Origin of the sequence: Larkinella fluvii, assembly GCF_051857545.1 — a bacterium.
GTDB lineage: Bacteria > Bacteroidota > Bacteroidia > Cytophagales > Spirosomataceae > Larkinella.
On the sequence record NZ_JBPZHB010000008.1, the window covers coordinates 214,953 to 230,341 of the forward strand.

General features: G+C 50.3%; 12 protein-coding genes. 8 read left to right on the forward strand and 4 right to left on the reverse strand.

Going from position 1 to position 15,389, the window contains the following annotated elements; all coding sequences use genetic code 11:
* Positions 1–71: 71 nt before the first annotated feature.
* Together ACS5NO_RS22000 and ACS5NO_RS22005 are read left to right on the forward strand one after the other, a co-directional pair.
* Positions 72–1,256 (forward strand): AAA family ATPase, encoded by a 1,185-nt coding sequence (locus tag ACS5NO_RS22000; RefSeq protein WP_439417132.1) that lies wholly within the window; start codon positions 72–74, stop codon positions 1,254–1,256.
* Positions 1,246–3,507 (forward strand): ATP-binding protein, encoded by a 2,262-nt coding sequence (locus ACS5NO_RS22005; RefSeq protein ID WP_439417133.1) that lies wholly within the window; start codon positions 1,246–1,248, stop codon positions 3,505–3,507. Before ACS5NO_RS22000 ends, ACS5NO_RS22005 begins: the two co-directional genes overlap by 11 nt.
* Positions 3,508–3,597: 90 nt before the next feature.
* Here ACS5NO_RS22005 and ACS5NO_RS22010 read toward each other — a convergent pair whose 3' ends face one another.
* The 4 genes from ACS5NO_RS22010 to rhaT all read right to left on the reverse strand — a co-directional run bounded on the left by ACS5NO_RS22010 (position 3,598) and on the right by rhaT (position 7,583).
* The gene (locus tag ACS5NO_RS22010) at positions 3,598–3,894 is read right to left on the reverse strand and encodes an HPF/RaiA family ribosome-associated protein (protein ID WP_439417134.1); all 297 of its coding nucleotides are present in this window, start codon (positions 3,892–3,894) and stop codon (positions 3,598–3,600) included.
* 35 nt (positions 3,895–3,929) lie between these two features.
* Positions 3,930–5,096, reverse strand: a complete 1,167-nt coding sequence (locus tag ACS5NO_RS22015; protein WP_439417135.1) for a baeRF7 domain-containing protein — start codon at positions 5,094–5,096, stop codon at positions 3,930–3,932.
* 200 nt (positions 5,097–5,296) lie between these two features.
* Positions 5,297–6,538, reverse strand: a complete 1,242-nt coding sequence (locus ACS5NO_RS22020; protein ID WP_439417136.1) for an alkaline phosphatase family protein — start codon at positions 6,536–6,538, stop codon at positions 5,297–5,299.
* A 7-nt stretch (positions 6,539–6,545) separates the two neighbouring features.
* On the reverse strand, positions 6,546–7,583 hold the full coding sequence (rhaT, locus tag ACS5NO_RS22025; protein WP_439417137.1) for an L-rhamnose/proton symporter RhaT: 1,038 nt from the start codon (positions 7,581–7,583) through the stop codon (positions 6,546–6,548).
* 331 nt (positions 7,584–7,914) lie between these two features.
* On the opposite strand from rhaT, the gene ACS5NO_RS22030 reads away from it, so the two are divergent.
* The 6 genes from ACS5NO_RS22030 (at position 7,915) to ACS5NO_RS22055 (ending at position 15,279) form a co-directional block, all read left to right on the forward strand.
* Positions 7,915–8,625 (forward strand): SDR family NAD(P)-dependent oxidoreductase, encoded by a 711-nt coding sequence (locus ACS5NO_RS22030; RefSeq protein ID WP_439417138.1) that lies wholly within the window; start codon positions 7,915–7,917, stop codon positions 8,623–8,625.
* Positions 8,626–8,689: 64 nt separating this feature from the next.
* On the forward strand, positions 8,690–11,587 hold the full coding sequence (locus ACS5NO_RS22035) for a M16 family metallopeptidase (RefSeq protein ID WP_439417139.1): 2,898 nt from the start codon (positions 8,690–8,692) through the stop codon (positions 11,585–11,587).
* Positions 11,588–11,894: 307 nt separating this feature from the next.
* A complete protein-coding gene (locus tag ACS5NO_RS22040; protein WP_439417140.1) occupies positions 11,895–13,139 on the forward strand; it encodes a hypothetical protein in 1,245 nt (414 codons plus the stop codon).
* A 139-nt stretch (positions 13,140–13,278) separates the two neighbouring features.
* Positions 13,279–13,890: a TetR/AcrR family transcriptional regulator gene (locus ACS5NO_RS22045; protein ID WP_439417141.1), complete on the forward strand. Its 612-nt coding sequence runs from the start codon at positions 13,279–13,281 to the stop codon at positions 13,888–13,890.
* A 72-nt stretch (positions 13,891–13,962) separates the two neighbouring features.
* Positions 13,963–14,709, forward strand: coding sequence for an SDR family oxidoreductase (locus ACS5NO_RS22050; RefSeq protein ID WP_439417142.1), 747 nt, complete (start codon positions 13,963–13,965; stop codon positions 14,707–14,709).
* Positions 14,710–14,799: 90 nt separating this feature from the next.
* A complete protein-coding gene (locus ACS5NO_RS22055) occupies positions 14,800–15,279 on the forward strand; it encodes a YdeI/OmpD-associated family protein (protein WP_439417143.1) in 480 nt (159 codons plus the stop codon).
* The last annotated feature ends 110 nt before the right edge of the window (positions 15,280–15,389 follow it).

Genomic DNA, 15,389 nt, shown 5'->3' on the forward strand with positions numbered 1-15,389 from the left:
CACAAAGTGTGACCCAATTCATTTGACAATAAATTTATTGTCATTATATTTGACAATAAATTTATTGTCAAATGAGAAATATTATTGGTCAGGCGGTTTCGGGAAGTGATTTCTTTGAGCGGCCCCAAATCATTCAGAAAATCCACCGGGCTTTACGCAATGGGAATCAGGTCTATCTATCCGCACCTCGCCGGGTGGGTAAAACCTCCATCATGAACTACCTTCAGGACAATCCTGAAACCAATCAACACTATGTGTATGCTATCACACAATCGATTGATACCACATCGACTTTTTACCAGGAAATAGCCCGGCAGGTTCTGGAGAGTCCTTCTTTCGGAAAATTGACAAAGGCGTCCGAAACGCTAAAAAAGATCACAAAAAACTTACTTCAGCATATTACGATCAAGGTCTCGATTCCATTCGTGGAACTGTCGACCGAGAAAGGGCAAGCCATTAATTTTCAGATCGAACTGGAAAAGTTACTGGAAGAACTGGATTTGGAAGGCGGTAAACTGATCATCATGGTCGATGAGTTTACCGAAACGCTCGATAATATTCTGATCAAGGATGGTAAACAGGAAGCCAGACGGTTTTTACAAACGTTTCGGGAACTGATGCACAACCGGAAGCTGACCCATAAAGTCCAGTTTCTACTGACGGGTTCGATTGGCCTACAGCCTCTGGTGAAAAAACTGGAAGGCAGTGACCTGATCAACCAGTTGTTGGTTATCGACATTCCGCCACTGACCGAAGACGAGGCTTGTTCCTTGTTCCGGCGATTGATTCAGGCCGACGGTATTGAAATAACCGACGAAACCATCCGCTCCATTTTACAAAAAATTGACTGGCTGATGCCGTTCCACGTCCAGTTGCTGGTCCAGGAAGTCATCGATGTTTTTGAGAGTCTAGGCAATCCAATCGATGAAGGAAAAGCCAAACAAGCCTTTGAACAGGTTTTCCACCAACGCAACCGCATCTATTTTGAACAATATTACGAGCGATTAAAGAAGCGGCTGGAACCCGGATCGGAATATAATTTTGTTCATGAAGTCTTGAATCGGGTGGCGCAAACCGATTCGTTGGAAAAAGCCATTGTCCACGATTTGGCGGTAAAAAACAACTTTAGTGCCAGTTACAAAGCCACGATGGAATCGTTACAGTATGACGGTTATCTGCACGAAACCGCTGATAATCAGGGGTACCGGTTCAATTCGTCCATACTAAAAACCTGGTGGAAAAAATATGTCAGCTAATTCGCGCCCGCTCGTTGCCACCTTATACAATCCGCACACCCAAAGCAAAGAAGCACTGATTGCGGGTTTTATCGTCCGGAAGCGGTTGTTCGAACGCTTGTTCCGGGACATTCATACCGCTCCGATGGCTAAACCGGAGCAGCATTATCTCATTCAGGGCATCCGGGGTATGGGAAAAACTACCCTGCTTCTGCGGTTAGCCTACGAAGTGGAAAACGCGCCCGAACTCCGCAACCAATTGATTCCGATCGTATTCAATGAAGAAGAATACGGCATTGGTTCGCTGGCAGATGTCTGGGAACGGGTTGCCAAATATCTGGAAGAAGCCGATTCGTCTTTTAGCGATATTTATCAGGCTATAACCGGCCAATTTGGGCAGGAAGGCTATGAGCGGCAAGCTTTCGAATTGCTCACGCTACGGCTGCGCCAACACAAAAAGAAACTGCTGCTGTTGATCGACAACATCGGCGACATTCTGAGAAAATTAGACAAGCAGGAAGAACAACGGTTGCGCGAAGTGCTACTGACTTCGCCGGATTTGCGAATTATAGGAGCAACACCTGTTCTAATCGAACAATTTCACGACTATACCCGACCTTTCTACGAGTTTTTCAAGGTTATTCATCTGGAAGGTTTAAGCCGCGAAGAAGCTCCGGCGCTTTTCCTGAAACTGGGCGAAACCTACCATACCGAAGCCATCCAACAAATTGTCAAACACCAACCGGGCCGGATCGAAGCCATCCGACGACTGACGGGCGGGGTGATTCGAACGATGGTGTTGCTCTACGAAATTCTGGTTGAAAACGGGAACGGAACGGTTTTCCGCGATTTGCAGGTGCTCCTCGACCGGGTGACGCCCCTCTACAAACACCGCATGGATGATTTGCCTCCTCAGCAGCAAAAGATCGTGGTGGCTCTGGCCCAGGCCTGGGATGCCGCCAGCACCAAAGAACTGTCGCAAACCGTCCGGCTGGAAAGCAAGGTGATTTCGGCTCAGCTCACCCAATTGATTCACAATCGTATTGTTGAAAAAATAGAAACCGGCACGAAAAACCATCTCTACCGGCTGGAAGAACGGTTCTTTAACATCTGGTATTTGATGCGATTTGGCCGCACCACCGACCAGCGGGTTTTGTGGTTGGTGCGTTTTTTTGAAGAGATGTTTGGGGATGATCCGGAATGGATGCAGGAAAGGATTAATCAACATTTAGCGGCAATAGAAAAGGGCGAATTTGACCCGGAAGCGGCTTTTTACTTAAGTGCTGCACTTAGAAAGTTTATCACAGATGAAGAATTAGAAGACATAATCAGTAAGACAACAAGGATATATTTAACCAAAACAGGTCGTATGGAATTAGCAGAAGAAATTGGTTCCTCCCAGCTAGAAAAAGTGACAGATCTAATTGAAAACAGACTATATGAGGAATCGATCCAATTATTGAACGGATTCAAAAAAAAGACAGCATTGGTTTATCTCGACACAGCAACTTGTTATCATTTTCTTTATGAATATAAATATCAACAAGAAATAGAAATGGCTTTATATGACTTTTATAAGAACAGGTTAGCTCAGAACTGGGTCAAAAAAGAATTTTACTATGGAGAAGAAAAAGAAGCTACCTACACCTTTATTAGCGGAATTATATCTAATCTATTTATTGATCGATCTGGAAATAAGGGCATTTCATGGCATTTGACGTCGTCAGGCTCTTTATCTCTTGAAATTGCCATATCTTATTTTTTCATAAAGGCGAAATATCGCAAACAAATCGCTTATGATTTAGTCAACTTAGCTTCTGAGGCAACGAGTTATACAGATGGAAAAATAGACAACATGAGTCACGATGAATATCTCTCATTTTCTATTGTAAAGAATATAATTTACTTGTGGAATAACGCATACGCTCAGGTTGAGAGTAATTTTACTGCGCCTACTGCTTATCAAAATTCCTCATCGGTAATAGAATCTGAAGAGAAGATTAAGAAAGAATTTCCGGACATAATTCGTCCTGATCTTTGGGAAACTTTCCTCAAGCTCCTCCTTGCCAAAAAACAATACCATACCGCTTACCACTATTTCCAGCAGGAGGAATGGCAATTAAAAGACCGGTTTAAACCGCTGTATTATGCGACGCTGCATTACCTGCGCGATGAATATCCCACCGATTATCTCCGGATGGGGCCGGAATTAAAAGAAACCGTAGAGGACGTTATTAAAGAAGTAGAACAAATGGCTATCGACTATGCATAGATTTCAACATGACAAACACAAAAAATCCGGGCCACTCGTCAATCTGACAAATAACCCGGACTTTATTCAATTGACGTTTATGTCGGTGGTTCAGTCCACAAACTGACGGCGGAGTTTGTCACTGGCGTCCCGCAGACCGGCGGCCCAGCTAGAGCCGGTTCCTTCGGCAAACAGGTCGTTGCCCGGAATGCCCAGCCGCCAGCGCACCGTTTTGTTGTTTTCGGGATTGCGGCCTTCTTCGCGCAGGTAAATATCGGCGGCAACGATGTCATTCCGGAAACGCATCACCCGGCGAAGTTCGCCTTCCACCTGATTTACGAGTTCGGGTGTTTCGTCGAAGCCGACGGTTTGCAAATCGATTTTAATACTATCAACAGAATATTCCATGATGTTTCGAGGGTTGGTTAACGTTTTGTACTGAATTAAAACCGGTAAAGGGCCGTGATCATCACCGGGCTGCGGTTGTTGAGCAATTTGACCTCATCCATTAGATAAACTTCGCCACCGTGGCGCAGCGTCAACAAAGCGGCCTGATCGATCAATGAAGCATCCCCTTCCTTTTCGTCTTCGTGGATGGTTGCCGTCAGGGTTTCTTCGTCAAAATGTCCCCATGCCCGGGCATCGTGCCGAACAAACAGGGCTTCGATTCTCCCCGTTACAGCGGCTTCCAGAATCTGGCGGAGATCGCGCGAAACCAGCTCGCTCCCGCTGTTATTCTGGTATTGCTTGATCCGCTGCTGCCGGGACTCCTCAAAATAATTACCAAGCGCTTCATTGGCCATTTGATGCAGTTCTCCGATCTGAACGTGATCAAAATTGCCCGTCAGCCCGCCAGCGTGCAAATACGGATACGAATTGACCTGCCGGTAGATGGGTTGGTAATAGGCAACCGATGCCAGCAGCAACGGGATCGTCTGGGTGCCGTTGAGCTTCATCATGGCCTCGTCGACGAGCCGGAAATAATCGGCCAGCAGGTGGTCTTTGTCTTTGTTGTCGTTATCGTCACTCGCATACATCGCCGTCATACCGCCTACCCCTTTCGTGCGGCCCTGCAATTCCTGCTCAAAATCGTAGTGTTTCGTTACCTCTTCCATACCGGTCGGCATCACATCCCCGGTTTCAACGACGGTTATCGCAAATTGATCGGCCTGATAGAGCACCACGCCGTTTTTGCCAATTTGCAGCAGGAAATATTGCCGGGAAGGCTGCACGTACGACAGCAGGGGTCGTACCCAAAACTGCGGACCTATTTTATGGAAATCGTCCAGGGGTACCGGACTGTCAAACGTAAAAAAGTGGTCGGAGCTGCGGAAAACCGCCAGGCCTTCGGAACGGTGCCGCCAGAATTGCGGATCATCCAGGAGCGCATCCAGCGGTAGCATCAACGCATCAATCTCGTGGCTTGGGAGCGCCTGCGCTTCAAGCTCATGCCGAATGGCCTGAACGTGATTTTTGAACGCAATACTGTCCTGGCCTTCCAACACCTCTTTACCCCGGCGGTGGGTCGGAATAAAAATGGAAATCGAATGCTCGAGAGCGTGATCCGCCAGTTCAAGCAGGGCTTCTTTGTTAAAATCTAGGGACGTCATCGCGTGAATAGGATTAAAAACCGGAAGCGGTGGTAGATAAGCAGAACCGCTTCGAATCCGGTCAGGTTAACAAGAACTCTAAAAAGTAAACCCGCCGGTTGCGACAATGTTGGGTATACTTTCAGAAAGGGACCGGATTTTTAACCCTAAACAGCGTCAGTGAGAGAATAGGCAGGTTTATTTCTTTTTCTTAAAATTACTTACTCCACAATCCAGCGAACGGCATTGTTATACCGCCCTTCCAGCACAATCTTGTAAAAACCGGTGGGCAGTTTCGACACGTCGATCACGGCTTTTTCGGTTTTGGCAGGGAGTTCGTCCATCAGCAAATACCGGTCGCGCTGGCCTTCTTCGAAGTGGTTGGTGGTCGTAAGCCAGATTTTCACGTTGCCTTCCGGATCGGCGGCTTTCCAGCTCAGGGCGATTTTCCCGGCTTCTTTTTTCGCCGTCGGCTGGGTCAGCGACAGTTGGCCGGTGAGCGGAATACCATCAATCTCAAAGGCTTGCTCTTTCGGAATGGAAACCTGCAGGTGCCGGGCCAGCGTCGGTATGATGTCGACAATACCGGGGGTTGAATTTCGGAAATACGGATTCAGGTTTTTGGCGTTCGTCACCATCCACGTGCTCCGCTCCCGCTCCGACTGCCCGCCGTGGTTTTTGCCGGTATCCGCACTCCGGCCATGGTCGGTCGTAATGAACACCTGCCAGTCTTCGCCGAATGTTTTCTGCCGGTATTGAACGGCTTTCCACAACCGCCCCATCTGATCGTCCATCATCCGGATGGCCTCATGGAACCGCTCACCATCGCCATACCGATGACCCATGTCGTCGGTGTATTCCAGGTATACCCACGACAGATCCGGGCTTTCCTGGCGGATGTAGGCAGCGGCTTCGTTCACCACTTTTTCGTCAATCTGGTGAATGTACAGTTTGTCTTTGTCGTGCGGAAAATGGAGCGTGTCCAGCTCAAAACCGTCGAATGAATAGTCGAGACGCAGGTGGCCCGTGGCCGGAAGCCCTTCGCCCACCAGCTTGGTGCGGTTGTCGAGCCAGGTTGAGAAAACGGCGGTTTTTTTCTGGGGATACTGCGACTCGAAAAACCGGAAGATGGTCCAATACTGATAATTCGGGTCCTTGATGTCGTTGTCCCAGACGTTGTGCTTGTTGACCCACGTGCCCGTCAGCAGGCTGTTGTAGCCCACCGCCGAGATCGTCGGCGTCTGCGAATACGTTCCCTTCTGTCCGCCGACGTACGCCCGAACATACCCGCCTTCCCGGGCGATGGCGTCCAGATTCGGTTTGGCAATCTTTTCGATCACATCCGCCGAAATGCCGTCGACAATGACAAACAACGCTTTTCGCTGGCCCGGTTGACCAACGCTGGCGTGCGTCCTGACTAAACACAGAATCAGCAGGAGAACCGGTATAATTCGAGGCTTCATCCGGTTTTTATTCCGCCAGATAATTCCCAATACCGACTACAACCGTCGAAAACACCACGGTGGCAATCCCGAGGGTAATGGTGCGCATGGTCTGCCGGTTGGCCCCGCGCCACTCGTGCAGATACAGCCCCCAGAAACTGCTGAAGGCGATGATGAACGCCATGTGCAGGGTCCAGCCCGAAAACCGGTACTCGCCCATTTTGCTGTCACCCATGCCGTAGAAGAAGAATTGCAGGTACCAGGTTACCCCGGCCATGGCGCAAAAAATGATATTCCGCACGGCGGGGGCCGTTACATTGCCGTAATCGGTATACGTTTTATTCTTGATATTGAGGTAGATACACCAGATGGCGTTGGTGGTCAAACCGCCCAGCAGGATGAATACGAGGGGCGCATTGTTCATGTACAGCGGGTCGGCACCGTTCTGCACCGCCAGTTCGGCAATGGGTTGGCCAGCCGTTAGTCCGAACGAAAAACAGGCACTCATGATGCCCGAGAAAACCGCCACGAGAACGCCCTTTTTGAGATCAAATTCGGCGATGGTTTCTTTTTTCTGATCATCTGTCATCGACTTTTCCTTCATCATACCGGCAATACCGCAAATTGAAATGCCCAGCACGCAGACCGCTAAGCCCAGAATGATGACCTGACCGGACAATGTACTCATCAGCGTGCCGAATTGCCCCTGCCAGATGGGCGGAACGACGGTTCCGAAAACCGCACAGAGTCCCAGTACGACGGCCATGCCCAGTGATAATCCCAAATACCGCATCGTCAGGCCGAACGTCAATCCGCCGAAGCCCCAGAGTACACCCCAGAAATACGACCACCACACGGTTTCGGTTGGGGCTGCGGCCAGTACGTCAAACAGATTCGGCACGGTGAGCAGACCGAAAATCAGCGGGGCAAATACCCAGGAGAAAATACCGCCCACGAGCCAGTAACTTTCCCAGGCCCAGCCCTGTACTTTTTTATACGGTAGATAGAAACTGCCGGAAGCAAACCCTCCGAGCGCGTGCAAGACTACTCCCCAAATGACGGCCATGTATAGTGATTTTTCAACAAATCTGTGTAGTTTCCGGAGAAAGACCTTCCTGCGCTCTCCTGAATTCATAAAGCGAAAAGTTGGCCCGGTCTAACGATACAGCCCCTGAACTATTTTTTTAGAAGACCGGACAAAGCAGGAGACCACGGTATAGTTAGCTCATTCTAACTCAATACTTTTGCACCGTAGAATACTATTTCATCATAGGTTAGTAGGATAAGCCTGTTAGATTTCTAATGGGCTTATTTTGTTTTTACGACTTCAGGTACTTCCCCTCCCCTTTCTTTCAACTTTTTTCTAACCACAACACTCAACAGCGTGTTGGCCCCTCATGAACAAATTCGAAGGAAAAAATATCCTGATTGTCGGCGCATCGTCCGGCATCGGTCAGGCAACCGCCCAACGGGTTCAGGCGGCAGGGGCCACGGTTTTTACGGCCGGTCGGCGACAACCCGAAGGCATTCAATCTACCCACCTGACGTGGGACGCCACCCAACCCGGAGAGTCCGACCTGAGCGGCTTGCCCGATACGTTACACGGGCTGGTGTATGCGCCCGGCTCCATTCGGCTGGCTCCGTTTGGCCGGTTAACCCTCGATCACTTTCAGGAAGATTTCACGCTGAACGTGCTGGGGGCCATCGCCATCCTGAAAACCGTCATGCCCGCCCTCCTCCAGTCCAAGTCGGCCAGTGTGGTGTTGTTCAGCACGGTAGCGGCCCAACTCGGCTTCGGATTGCATTCGTCGGTCAGCGTGTCGAAGTCGGCGGTTGAAGGCTTGACAAAATCCCTGGCGGCCGAATATGCTCCCCACAACATCCGGTTCAACACCGTGGCGCCCTCCCTCACCGACACGCCCCTGGCACAAGCCGCCGGGCTGGTCTCGCCCAACCGGCTCGAAGCGGCTGGCAAACGGCATCCGCTGGGTCGCATCGGCACCTCCGCCGACATCGCCGGGATGGTCACGTTTCTGCTGTCGGAGGAATCCGGCTGGGTCACGGGCCAGATTCTGGGCGTCGATGGTGGAATGAGTACGCTCAAATAAGCAAACCGCTTTCAATCCTGCGCTTATTCCAGTTAATTTGTATAGATTTCATCAGCCTATACAAATGAGAAAATTACGCTATGGCATCGGGCTTCTTGGCCTGATGCTGACCCACCTGGCCTGGTCACAGACGAAACTCGTGGAAACCGTCACCCGCAAAGAGGGCGAACTGATTATTCCGTACCAGAAGTATGTGCTGCCCAACGGGTTGACGCTGGTCATTCACGAAGACCATTCCGATCCGATTGTCCACGTCGATGTCACCTACCACGTCGGATCGGCGCGGGAAGAGATCGGAAAGTCGGGGTTTGCCCACTTTTTCGAGCACATGATGTTTCAGGGCTCCGATCACGTGGCCGATGATGAGCATTTCAAACTCGTGACCGAAGCCGGCGGCACCCTGAACGGGACCACCAACGGCGACCGCACCAACTATTTCGAAACCGTACCCAGCAACCAACTGGAGCGCGCGCTCTGGCTCGAAGCCGACCGGATGGGCTTTTTGCTGGATGCCGTGACCCAGAAAAAATTTGAAATTCAACGGGCGACCGTGAAGAACGAACGCGGTCAGAATTACGACAACCGCCCATACGGTTTGTCTTACGAGTATACCGCCAAGAACCTCTACCCCTACGGCCACCCGTATTCCTGGCTCACCATCGGCTACATCGAAGACCTGAACCGGGTGAATGTCAATGACCTGAAAAACTTCTTCCTGCGCTGGTATGGCCCCAACAATGCGGTTTTGACCATCGGTGGCGACGTGGACCCCAAACAGGTGGTGCAACTGACCGAGAAATATTTCGGCAGCATTCCCAAAGGCCCGGAAGTGACCAAAACCATTGTTCCGCCGGTGGTGGTCGACAAAGACCGCTACGTGTCGTACGAAGACAACATCCGGTTTCCGATGCTGCGGATTACGTACCCGACCGTGGCGCGTTTCCACCCGGACGAAGCACCCCTGGACGCGCTGGCCCAGATTCTGGGCGGTGGCAAAAGTTCGCTGTTCTACAAAAACCTGGTCAAAACCGAAAAAGCGGTTCAGGCCAACGTTGGCCACCCGGCCAATGAGTTAGCCGGGGAGTTTACGTTTACGGTGCTGCCTTTCCCGAACGTCCGGCTGGACAGCGCGGAAACGATCGTCCGGAACTCGCTGGCCGAATTCGAAGCCCGTGGGGTGACCGACGACGACCTTGCTCAGTTTAAAGCCACCCGCGAAGCCGAAATTATTGATTATCTGTCCAGTGTTTCCGGCAAAGTTTCGCAACTGGCTTCTTTCCAGACCTTTACCGGATCACCAAATTACCTGCCGACCGAACTGAAACGGTATCAGGCCCTCACGAAAGCCGATATCATGCGGGTTTACAACCAGTATATCAAGGGCAAAAAAGCCGTTATTCTGACGGTTTATCCCAAAGATAAAAAGGAAATTGTGGCGCATCCCGACAACTACACGATTGCGACGGAAGGCTACAAGGCCCCGGATTACGGCTACGATGGCCTGAAATACGCCAAAGCGAAGGATTCCTTCGACCGGAGCAAAAAACCGGCTCCCGGTGCCAGCCCAACCCTGAAAGTTCCGCCGTTCTGGTCCGACAAGCTGCCGAACGGTTTGAAAATGATCGGGACTAAAAACGATGAAATCCCGACGGTAACCCTGTTGTTTTCGGTTAAGGGCGGCCACACGCTGTCGGCCAAAGACCCTTCCAAAGCCGGAATTGCCCAGCTTACGGCGGCATTGATGAACGAAGCAACGCAGAATTTCAGCAACGAGGAAATCAACGCGAAGCTCGAAAAACTGGGCAGCAGCATCCAGATTTACGCCAGCACGGAAGAAATTCAGGTGTCGGTTTCGTCGCTGACTAAAAACCTGGACGCGACGCTGGCGCTGGTGGAAGAAAAAATGTTCCGCCCCAAGTTTGCCACGGAAGACTTTGTCCGGCTGAAAAAACAACAGCTCGAACTGATCTCGAATCAGAGCACGCAGCCGGTGGTGATTGCCAACAAAGCCTATAGCCGACTACTCTACGGCGCGGATAACATCCGGGCGATTCCGACCAGTGGGACGATCAAAACCGTTGAAAATATTTCGCTGGACGACGTGAAAGCGTTCTACCAGCAGAATTTCTCGCCCTCCGTCACAAACCTCGTCATTGTGGGCGACGTCGAAAAAACCGCCATTCTGCCGAAGCTCGACTTCCTGAAAAAGTGGGCCGCCAAACCGGTCTCCTTGCCCAAAGCACCCGTTGCCAAAAAAATCGACAAAACCCGTATCTACCTGATTGACAAAGACAAAGCCGCTCAATCAGAAATTCGGATCGGGTATTTGACGGATTTACCGTACGATGCCACGGGCGAATATTACAAAGCCGGGCTGGCCAACTACATCCTCGGCGGTGCGTTCAACAGCCGGATCAACATGAACCTGCGTGAAGACAAAGGCTGGACGTACGGCGCACGTTCGTCGTTCGGCAGCACCAAAACGCCTGGTCCTTTCACGGCTCAGGCCGGGGTGAAAGCAGCCGCTACGGACAGCTCGGTGGTCGAATTTGTCAAGGAACTGACGAACTACGGCAAAACCGGGATTACGGAAGACGAACTGGCCTTCCTGAAAAGTTCGGTCGGCCAGCGGGACGCCCTGCGGTACGAGACCTCGTTCCAGAAGGCGCTTTTCCTGAACCAGATCATCGACTACGATCTGCCGGGCAACTTCGTGGAGCAGCAGAGCCAGATTTTGCAAAAAATGACGAAGAAAGACATCGACGCCATCGCCAAAAAACGCCTGCCCGTCAACAACCTGATCATCACGGTCGTGGGCGACAAATCGGCCGTCAAACCGGGTTTGCAGCGGCTGGGCTACGAAATTGTTGAACTCGACAAGGAAGGCAATCCGGCCGTTGCGGAAGGTACCTCGACCCCGGCTTCGCTCGGTGGTGCCTCGTCGACTAATCCGAAGAAATAAATCCGGAATTGAAAATACAATTACGCCAAAAGCCACTCCCCGGAGTGGCTTTTGGCGTAAATAGTGATTGCTTCGGTTGTTTCAGAACGCCCGGTATAAAAACCGCAAATATTTTTGGAACTGCTCTTGTATCTTATGAATTTGTTTTTAACTTTGAATCACAAAGTACTTTTAATAAATACAAAAACAGGAGACTATCCAGAATACTGCTGAAATGCACTCATCCATTGAGCATTCTCCGGAAACGCCAGGTCAACCCTTTTTACAAGCAAAGAAACAAATCGTATTCACTTTAAATTACTGCGTCATGAAAGATGAAATTCTATCAAATCTCAACAACCCCGGACAGCTTGAGCGTTTGTATAGAGCCGACAAACCAACGTTTAAGCGCGCATTCAAAGCGCTCTATCCCGAACTAAAAGACAATGCCCTGCTTACATTCTGGAACGAACGAATCAATTTCGCGGGTGAAGACATTTCCTGGGGGTCGCAGAAAGACCTGATCTTTATCCTTATTGCTTCTCTTGTGGCCGGTGGTATCGCCAAGTTACCGGTACTTTTATCCATCGATGAAGAATATTTTTACACCCGAAACATCGGTTTTATCATTTTCCCGGTCCTGGCGGCTTACTTTGCCTGGAAGAATAAATTATCGGTGGGTAAGCTTATTTTTATAGCGATCTCAATCCTCGTATCTGTACTTTTTATCAATTTTTTACCTGACGTTAAAAGAAGCGACACCCTGGATTTAGCGTGCATTCACGTTGTCTTATTTCTGTGGTCGATACTCGGTTTTGCTTTTGTTGGTGAGACGGGCAATGCTGACGAGAAACGACTTAACTATCTAAGATACAACGGTGATCTGGTCGTCATGACTACCCTTATCCTGATCGCCGGCGGCATCATGACCGGTTTAACCATCGGCCTTTTCAAATTGATCGGTTTTGAGATTGAAAAGCTTTATTTCGATTACTTCGGCATTTTCGGGCTTTCTGCGGCTCCCATCATAGGCACGTATCTCACCCAGACCAATCCGCAATTAGTCGGTAAAGTTTCACCGGTGATCGCTAAAATATTCAGTCCGCTGGTCGTTGTCATGCTGGTTATTTATCTCATAGCCATCGTTTATTCCGGCAAAGATCCCTACAACGACCGGGAGTTTTTACTGCTTTTCAATGCATTATTGGTTGGCGTTATGGCCATCATCTTTTTTTCCGTCGCAGAAACATCGAAAACCACAAAAAGCCAGTTGGAAATCTGGGTTCTTTTTCTGCTATCGGCTATCACGATCGTGGTAAATGGCATTGCGCTGTCGGCCATTCTGTTCCGGATTTCAGAATGGGGCATCACGCCTAACCGGACCGCCGTGCTGGGCAGCAATGTTTTAATTCTAATCCATCTTCTGCTCGTAACGGTACAACTTTTCAGGGTTCTTTCCAAGAAGACAACGATAGCCGGCGTTGGAAAAGCCACGGCCTTCTACCTCCCCGTTTACGCCCTGTGGACCATCCTTGTGACCTTTCTGTTTCCGATCCTGTTTGGGTTTAAATAGCTGGTTGCTCCGTATCAATTACGGCCTGATCTCCTACCCGTCCTGGAATCAGGAACCGCTCACCGGACTGGATGAGCGGTTCCTGAAAAAAAATCCAGAAATAGTTTGCAGTTCATATACCGATCGGTATATTTGCAGCATGAAGTTTACACCGCGATCAGAAGCCACCCGCCAATTCATCATTGAAACTGCCGCCGGCATTTTCAACAAGAAGGGCTATGCGGGCACATCGCTATCGGATCTGACGGAGGCCACGCGGCTGACGAAGGGCAGCATTTACGGAAATTTCGAGAACAAAGAAGATGTTGCCCTGGCGGTTTTCAATTTCAATGCCGCCCGCCGGAACAAACTGGTTCGGGCCAGGCTCAGCCGGGCTGTTCGTCCAAAAGAAAAGCTGCTGGCCTTTATCGATCTGTTCAGTCGGGACGAAATTCAGCATTTCCCGGAAGGCGGTTGCCCCCTGCTCAATGCGGGCGTTGAAGCCGATGATACGCACGAACCCCTGCGGCAACGCGTAGCGGAAGAACTGATCGAAACCCAGACCGAACTGTCTTCCATCGTTCGGATGGGCATTCAGGCAAACGAGTTTCAGGCAGATACGGATGCCGAAAAGGTGGCCGTTGCGCTGGTTGCCCTCATTCAGGGCGGTATTTTCATTGCCCGGACGACGCAGAACCCTTTTTATCTGGATACGGTGCTGGAAACCGCCCGGAAAATGGTGTACGACATCGAAACAAAATCAACACCTTAATTTTTTTTGAGTACCAATATACCGATCGGTATATATTAGTTATCTAATCAATTCACAGTCTATTTTACAAACATGAAAACGCAGAACAACACGGTTTTAATTACGGGTGGCAGTGCCGGTATCGGTTTTGAAATCGCCAAATTATTTGCTCAGAATGGCAATCAGGTCATCATCACCGGCCGGAACGCCGAAAGGCTGCAAAAGGCCGCAGCGCAACTGGACAACACCACGGCCATCGTCTCCGACGTCAGCAATCCGGCCGATGTCGATCAGTTGGTGGCACGCTTGAACAAAGACTTCCCAACCCTGAATCTGGTCATCAACAACGCCGGCCGGGCATTCTATTATTCTTTGTCAGAAGACGGCATTCAGGCGAGCGACAAAGCCGGGGAAGAAATGACGACGAACTACCTTTCCATCATCCGTCTGACGGAAAAGCTATTGCCACTCCTGAAAAAACAAAGCGAGGCCGCGCTGGTCAATGTCTCGTCCATTGTCGCCTTCGTCCCCGGTCACACCACGGCTACCTATTCGGCCAGCAAAGCCGCCTTACACGCCTACACGCAGGCGATGCGGTATACACTGGCGAAAGATACGGCCATCAAGGTTTTTGAACTGATGCCGCCCTTGGTCAATACCGACTTCTCGCAGGAAATTGGCGGCATCAACGGCATCTCGCCCACGGTCGTAGCCCAGGATCTGCTGACAGCCCTCGAAACAGACACCTACGAAATCCATGTCGGCAACACCGCCACGCTCTATAAACTCTTCCTCTCCTCACCCGAAGAAGCCTTTCTGGCGTTGAATACCGGTCGATAAAAGCGGTTTTTTCCTGCCTTCGCAGACTATTCAGCACCTTTTTTTATGCCTATCTTTGGGCCATGGCGTTGAATCGGCCGCCTTACTGCTATGGAAAAACCGTTGGTCAATGGCTCGTATCTGTTGGAAAAATTTCAGGGGAAAGGGGGTTGGACGTATGCCGCACTACCCGAAGTGAAACCAGACAAAAAAGCGTATTTCAACTGGGTGAAGGTGAACGGCACGATCGACGGTTACGAAATAAAGAACTACAGCCTGATGCCGATGGGCAATGGCAAGCTGTTTCTGGCGGTTAAGGCCGAAATCAGGAAGCAGATCGGAAAGAAAGCGGGCGATTGGGTGGAGGTGGTATTGTATTCCGCTCAGGCTCCGGTTGATACGCAAAAAGACCTGCTGCTGTGCCTGGAAGACGAACCAGCCGCCCATCAAACGTTTTTAAGCTACACCAAAGCCGAGCAAAAAGCGTACGTAGACTGGATCGATTCGGCCAAAAGCGAAGAAACCAAAATTGACCGCCTGGCCGAAACCATCAACCGGTTGCTGAGAAAGCAAAAGTTTACGGAGAAGTGAAGGGCGGTTTACAGGGATTCGGTTTACGGTATTCGGTTTACGGTTTACGGTTTACGGTGGCTGACGCGAGAAGAAAGCATGCGTCAGCCACCGTAAACCGTAAACCGAAT

What these genes read in the sequence shown, in the direction of transcription:
- ACS5NO_RS22000 (WP_439417132.1), top strand. Translation starts at nt 72, where the DNA reads ATGAGAAATATTATTGGTCAGGCGGTTTCGGGAAGTGATTTCTTTGAG.
- ACS5NO_RS22005 (WP_439417133.1), top strand. Translation starts at nt 1,246, where the DNA reads ATGTCAGCTAATTCGCGCCCGCTCGTTGCCACCTTATACAATCCGCAC.
- ACS5NO_RS22010 (WP_439417134.1), bottom strand. Translation starts at nt 3,894, where the DNA reads ATGGAATATTCTGTTGATAGTATTAAAATCGATTTGCAAACCGTCGGC.
- ACS5NO_RS22015 (WP_439417135.1), bottom strand. Translation starts at nt 5,096, where the DNA reads ATGACGTCCCTAGATTTTAACAAAGAAGCCCTGCTTGAACTGGCGGAT.
- ACS5NO_RS22020 (WP_439417136.1), bottom strand. Translation starts at nt 6,538, where the DNA reads ATGAAGCCTCGAATTATACCGGTTCTCCTGCTGATTCTGTGTTTAGTC.
- rhaT (WP_439417137.1), bottom strand. Translation starts at nt 7,583, where the DNA reads ATGGCCGTCATTTGGGGAGTAGTCTTGCACGCGCTCGGAGGGTTTGCT.
- ACS5NO_RS22030 (WP_439417138.1), top strand. Translation starts at nt 7,915, where the DNA reads ATGAACAAATTCGAAGGAAAAAATATCCTGATTGTCGGCGCATCGTCC.
- ACS5NO_RS22035 (WP_439417139.1), top strand. Translation starts at nt 8,690, where the DNA reads ATGAGAAAATTACGCTATGGCATCGGGCTTCTTGGCCTGATGCTGACC.
- ACS5NO_RS22040 (WP_439417140.1), top strand. Translation starts at nt 11,895, where the DNA reads ATGAAAGATGAAATTCTATCAAATCTCAACAACCCCGGACAGCTTGAG.
- ACS5NO_RS22045 (WP_439417141.1), top strand. Translation starts at nt 13,279, where the DNA reads ATGAAGTTTACACCGCGATCAGAAGCCACCCGCCAATTCATCATTGAA.
- ACS5NO_RS22050 (WP_439417142.1), top strand. Translation starts at nt 13,963, where the DNA reads ATGAAAACGCAGAACAACACGGTTTTAATTACGGGTGGCAGTGCCGGT.
- ACS5NO_RS22055 (WP_439417143.1), top strand. Translation starts at nt 14,800, where the DNA reads ATGGAAAAACCGTTGGTCAATGGCTCGTATCTGTTGGAAAAATTTCAG.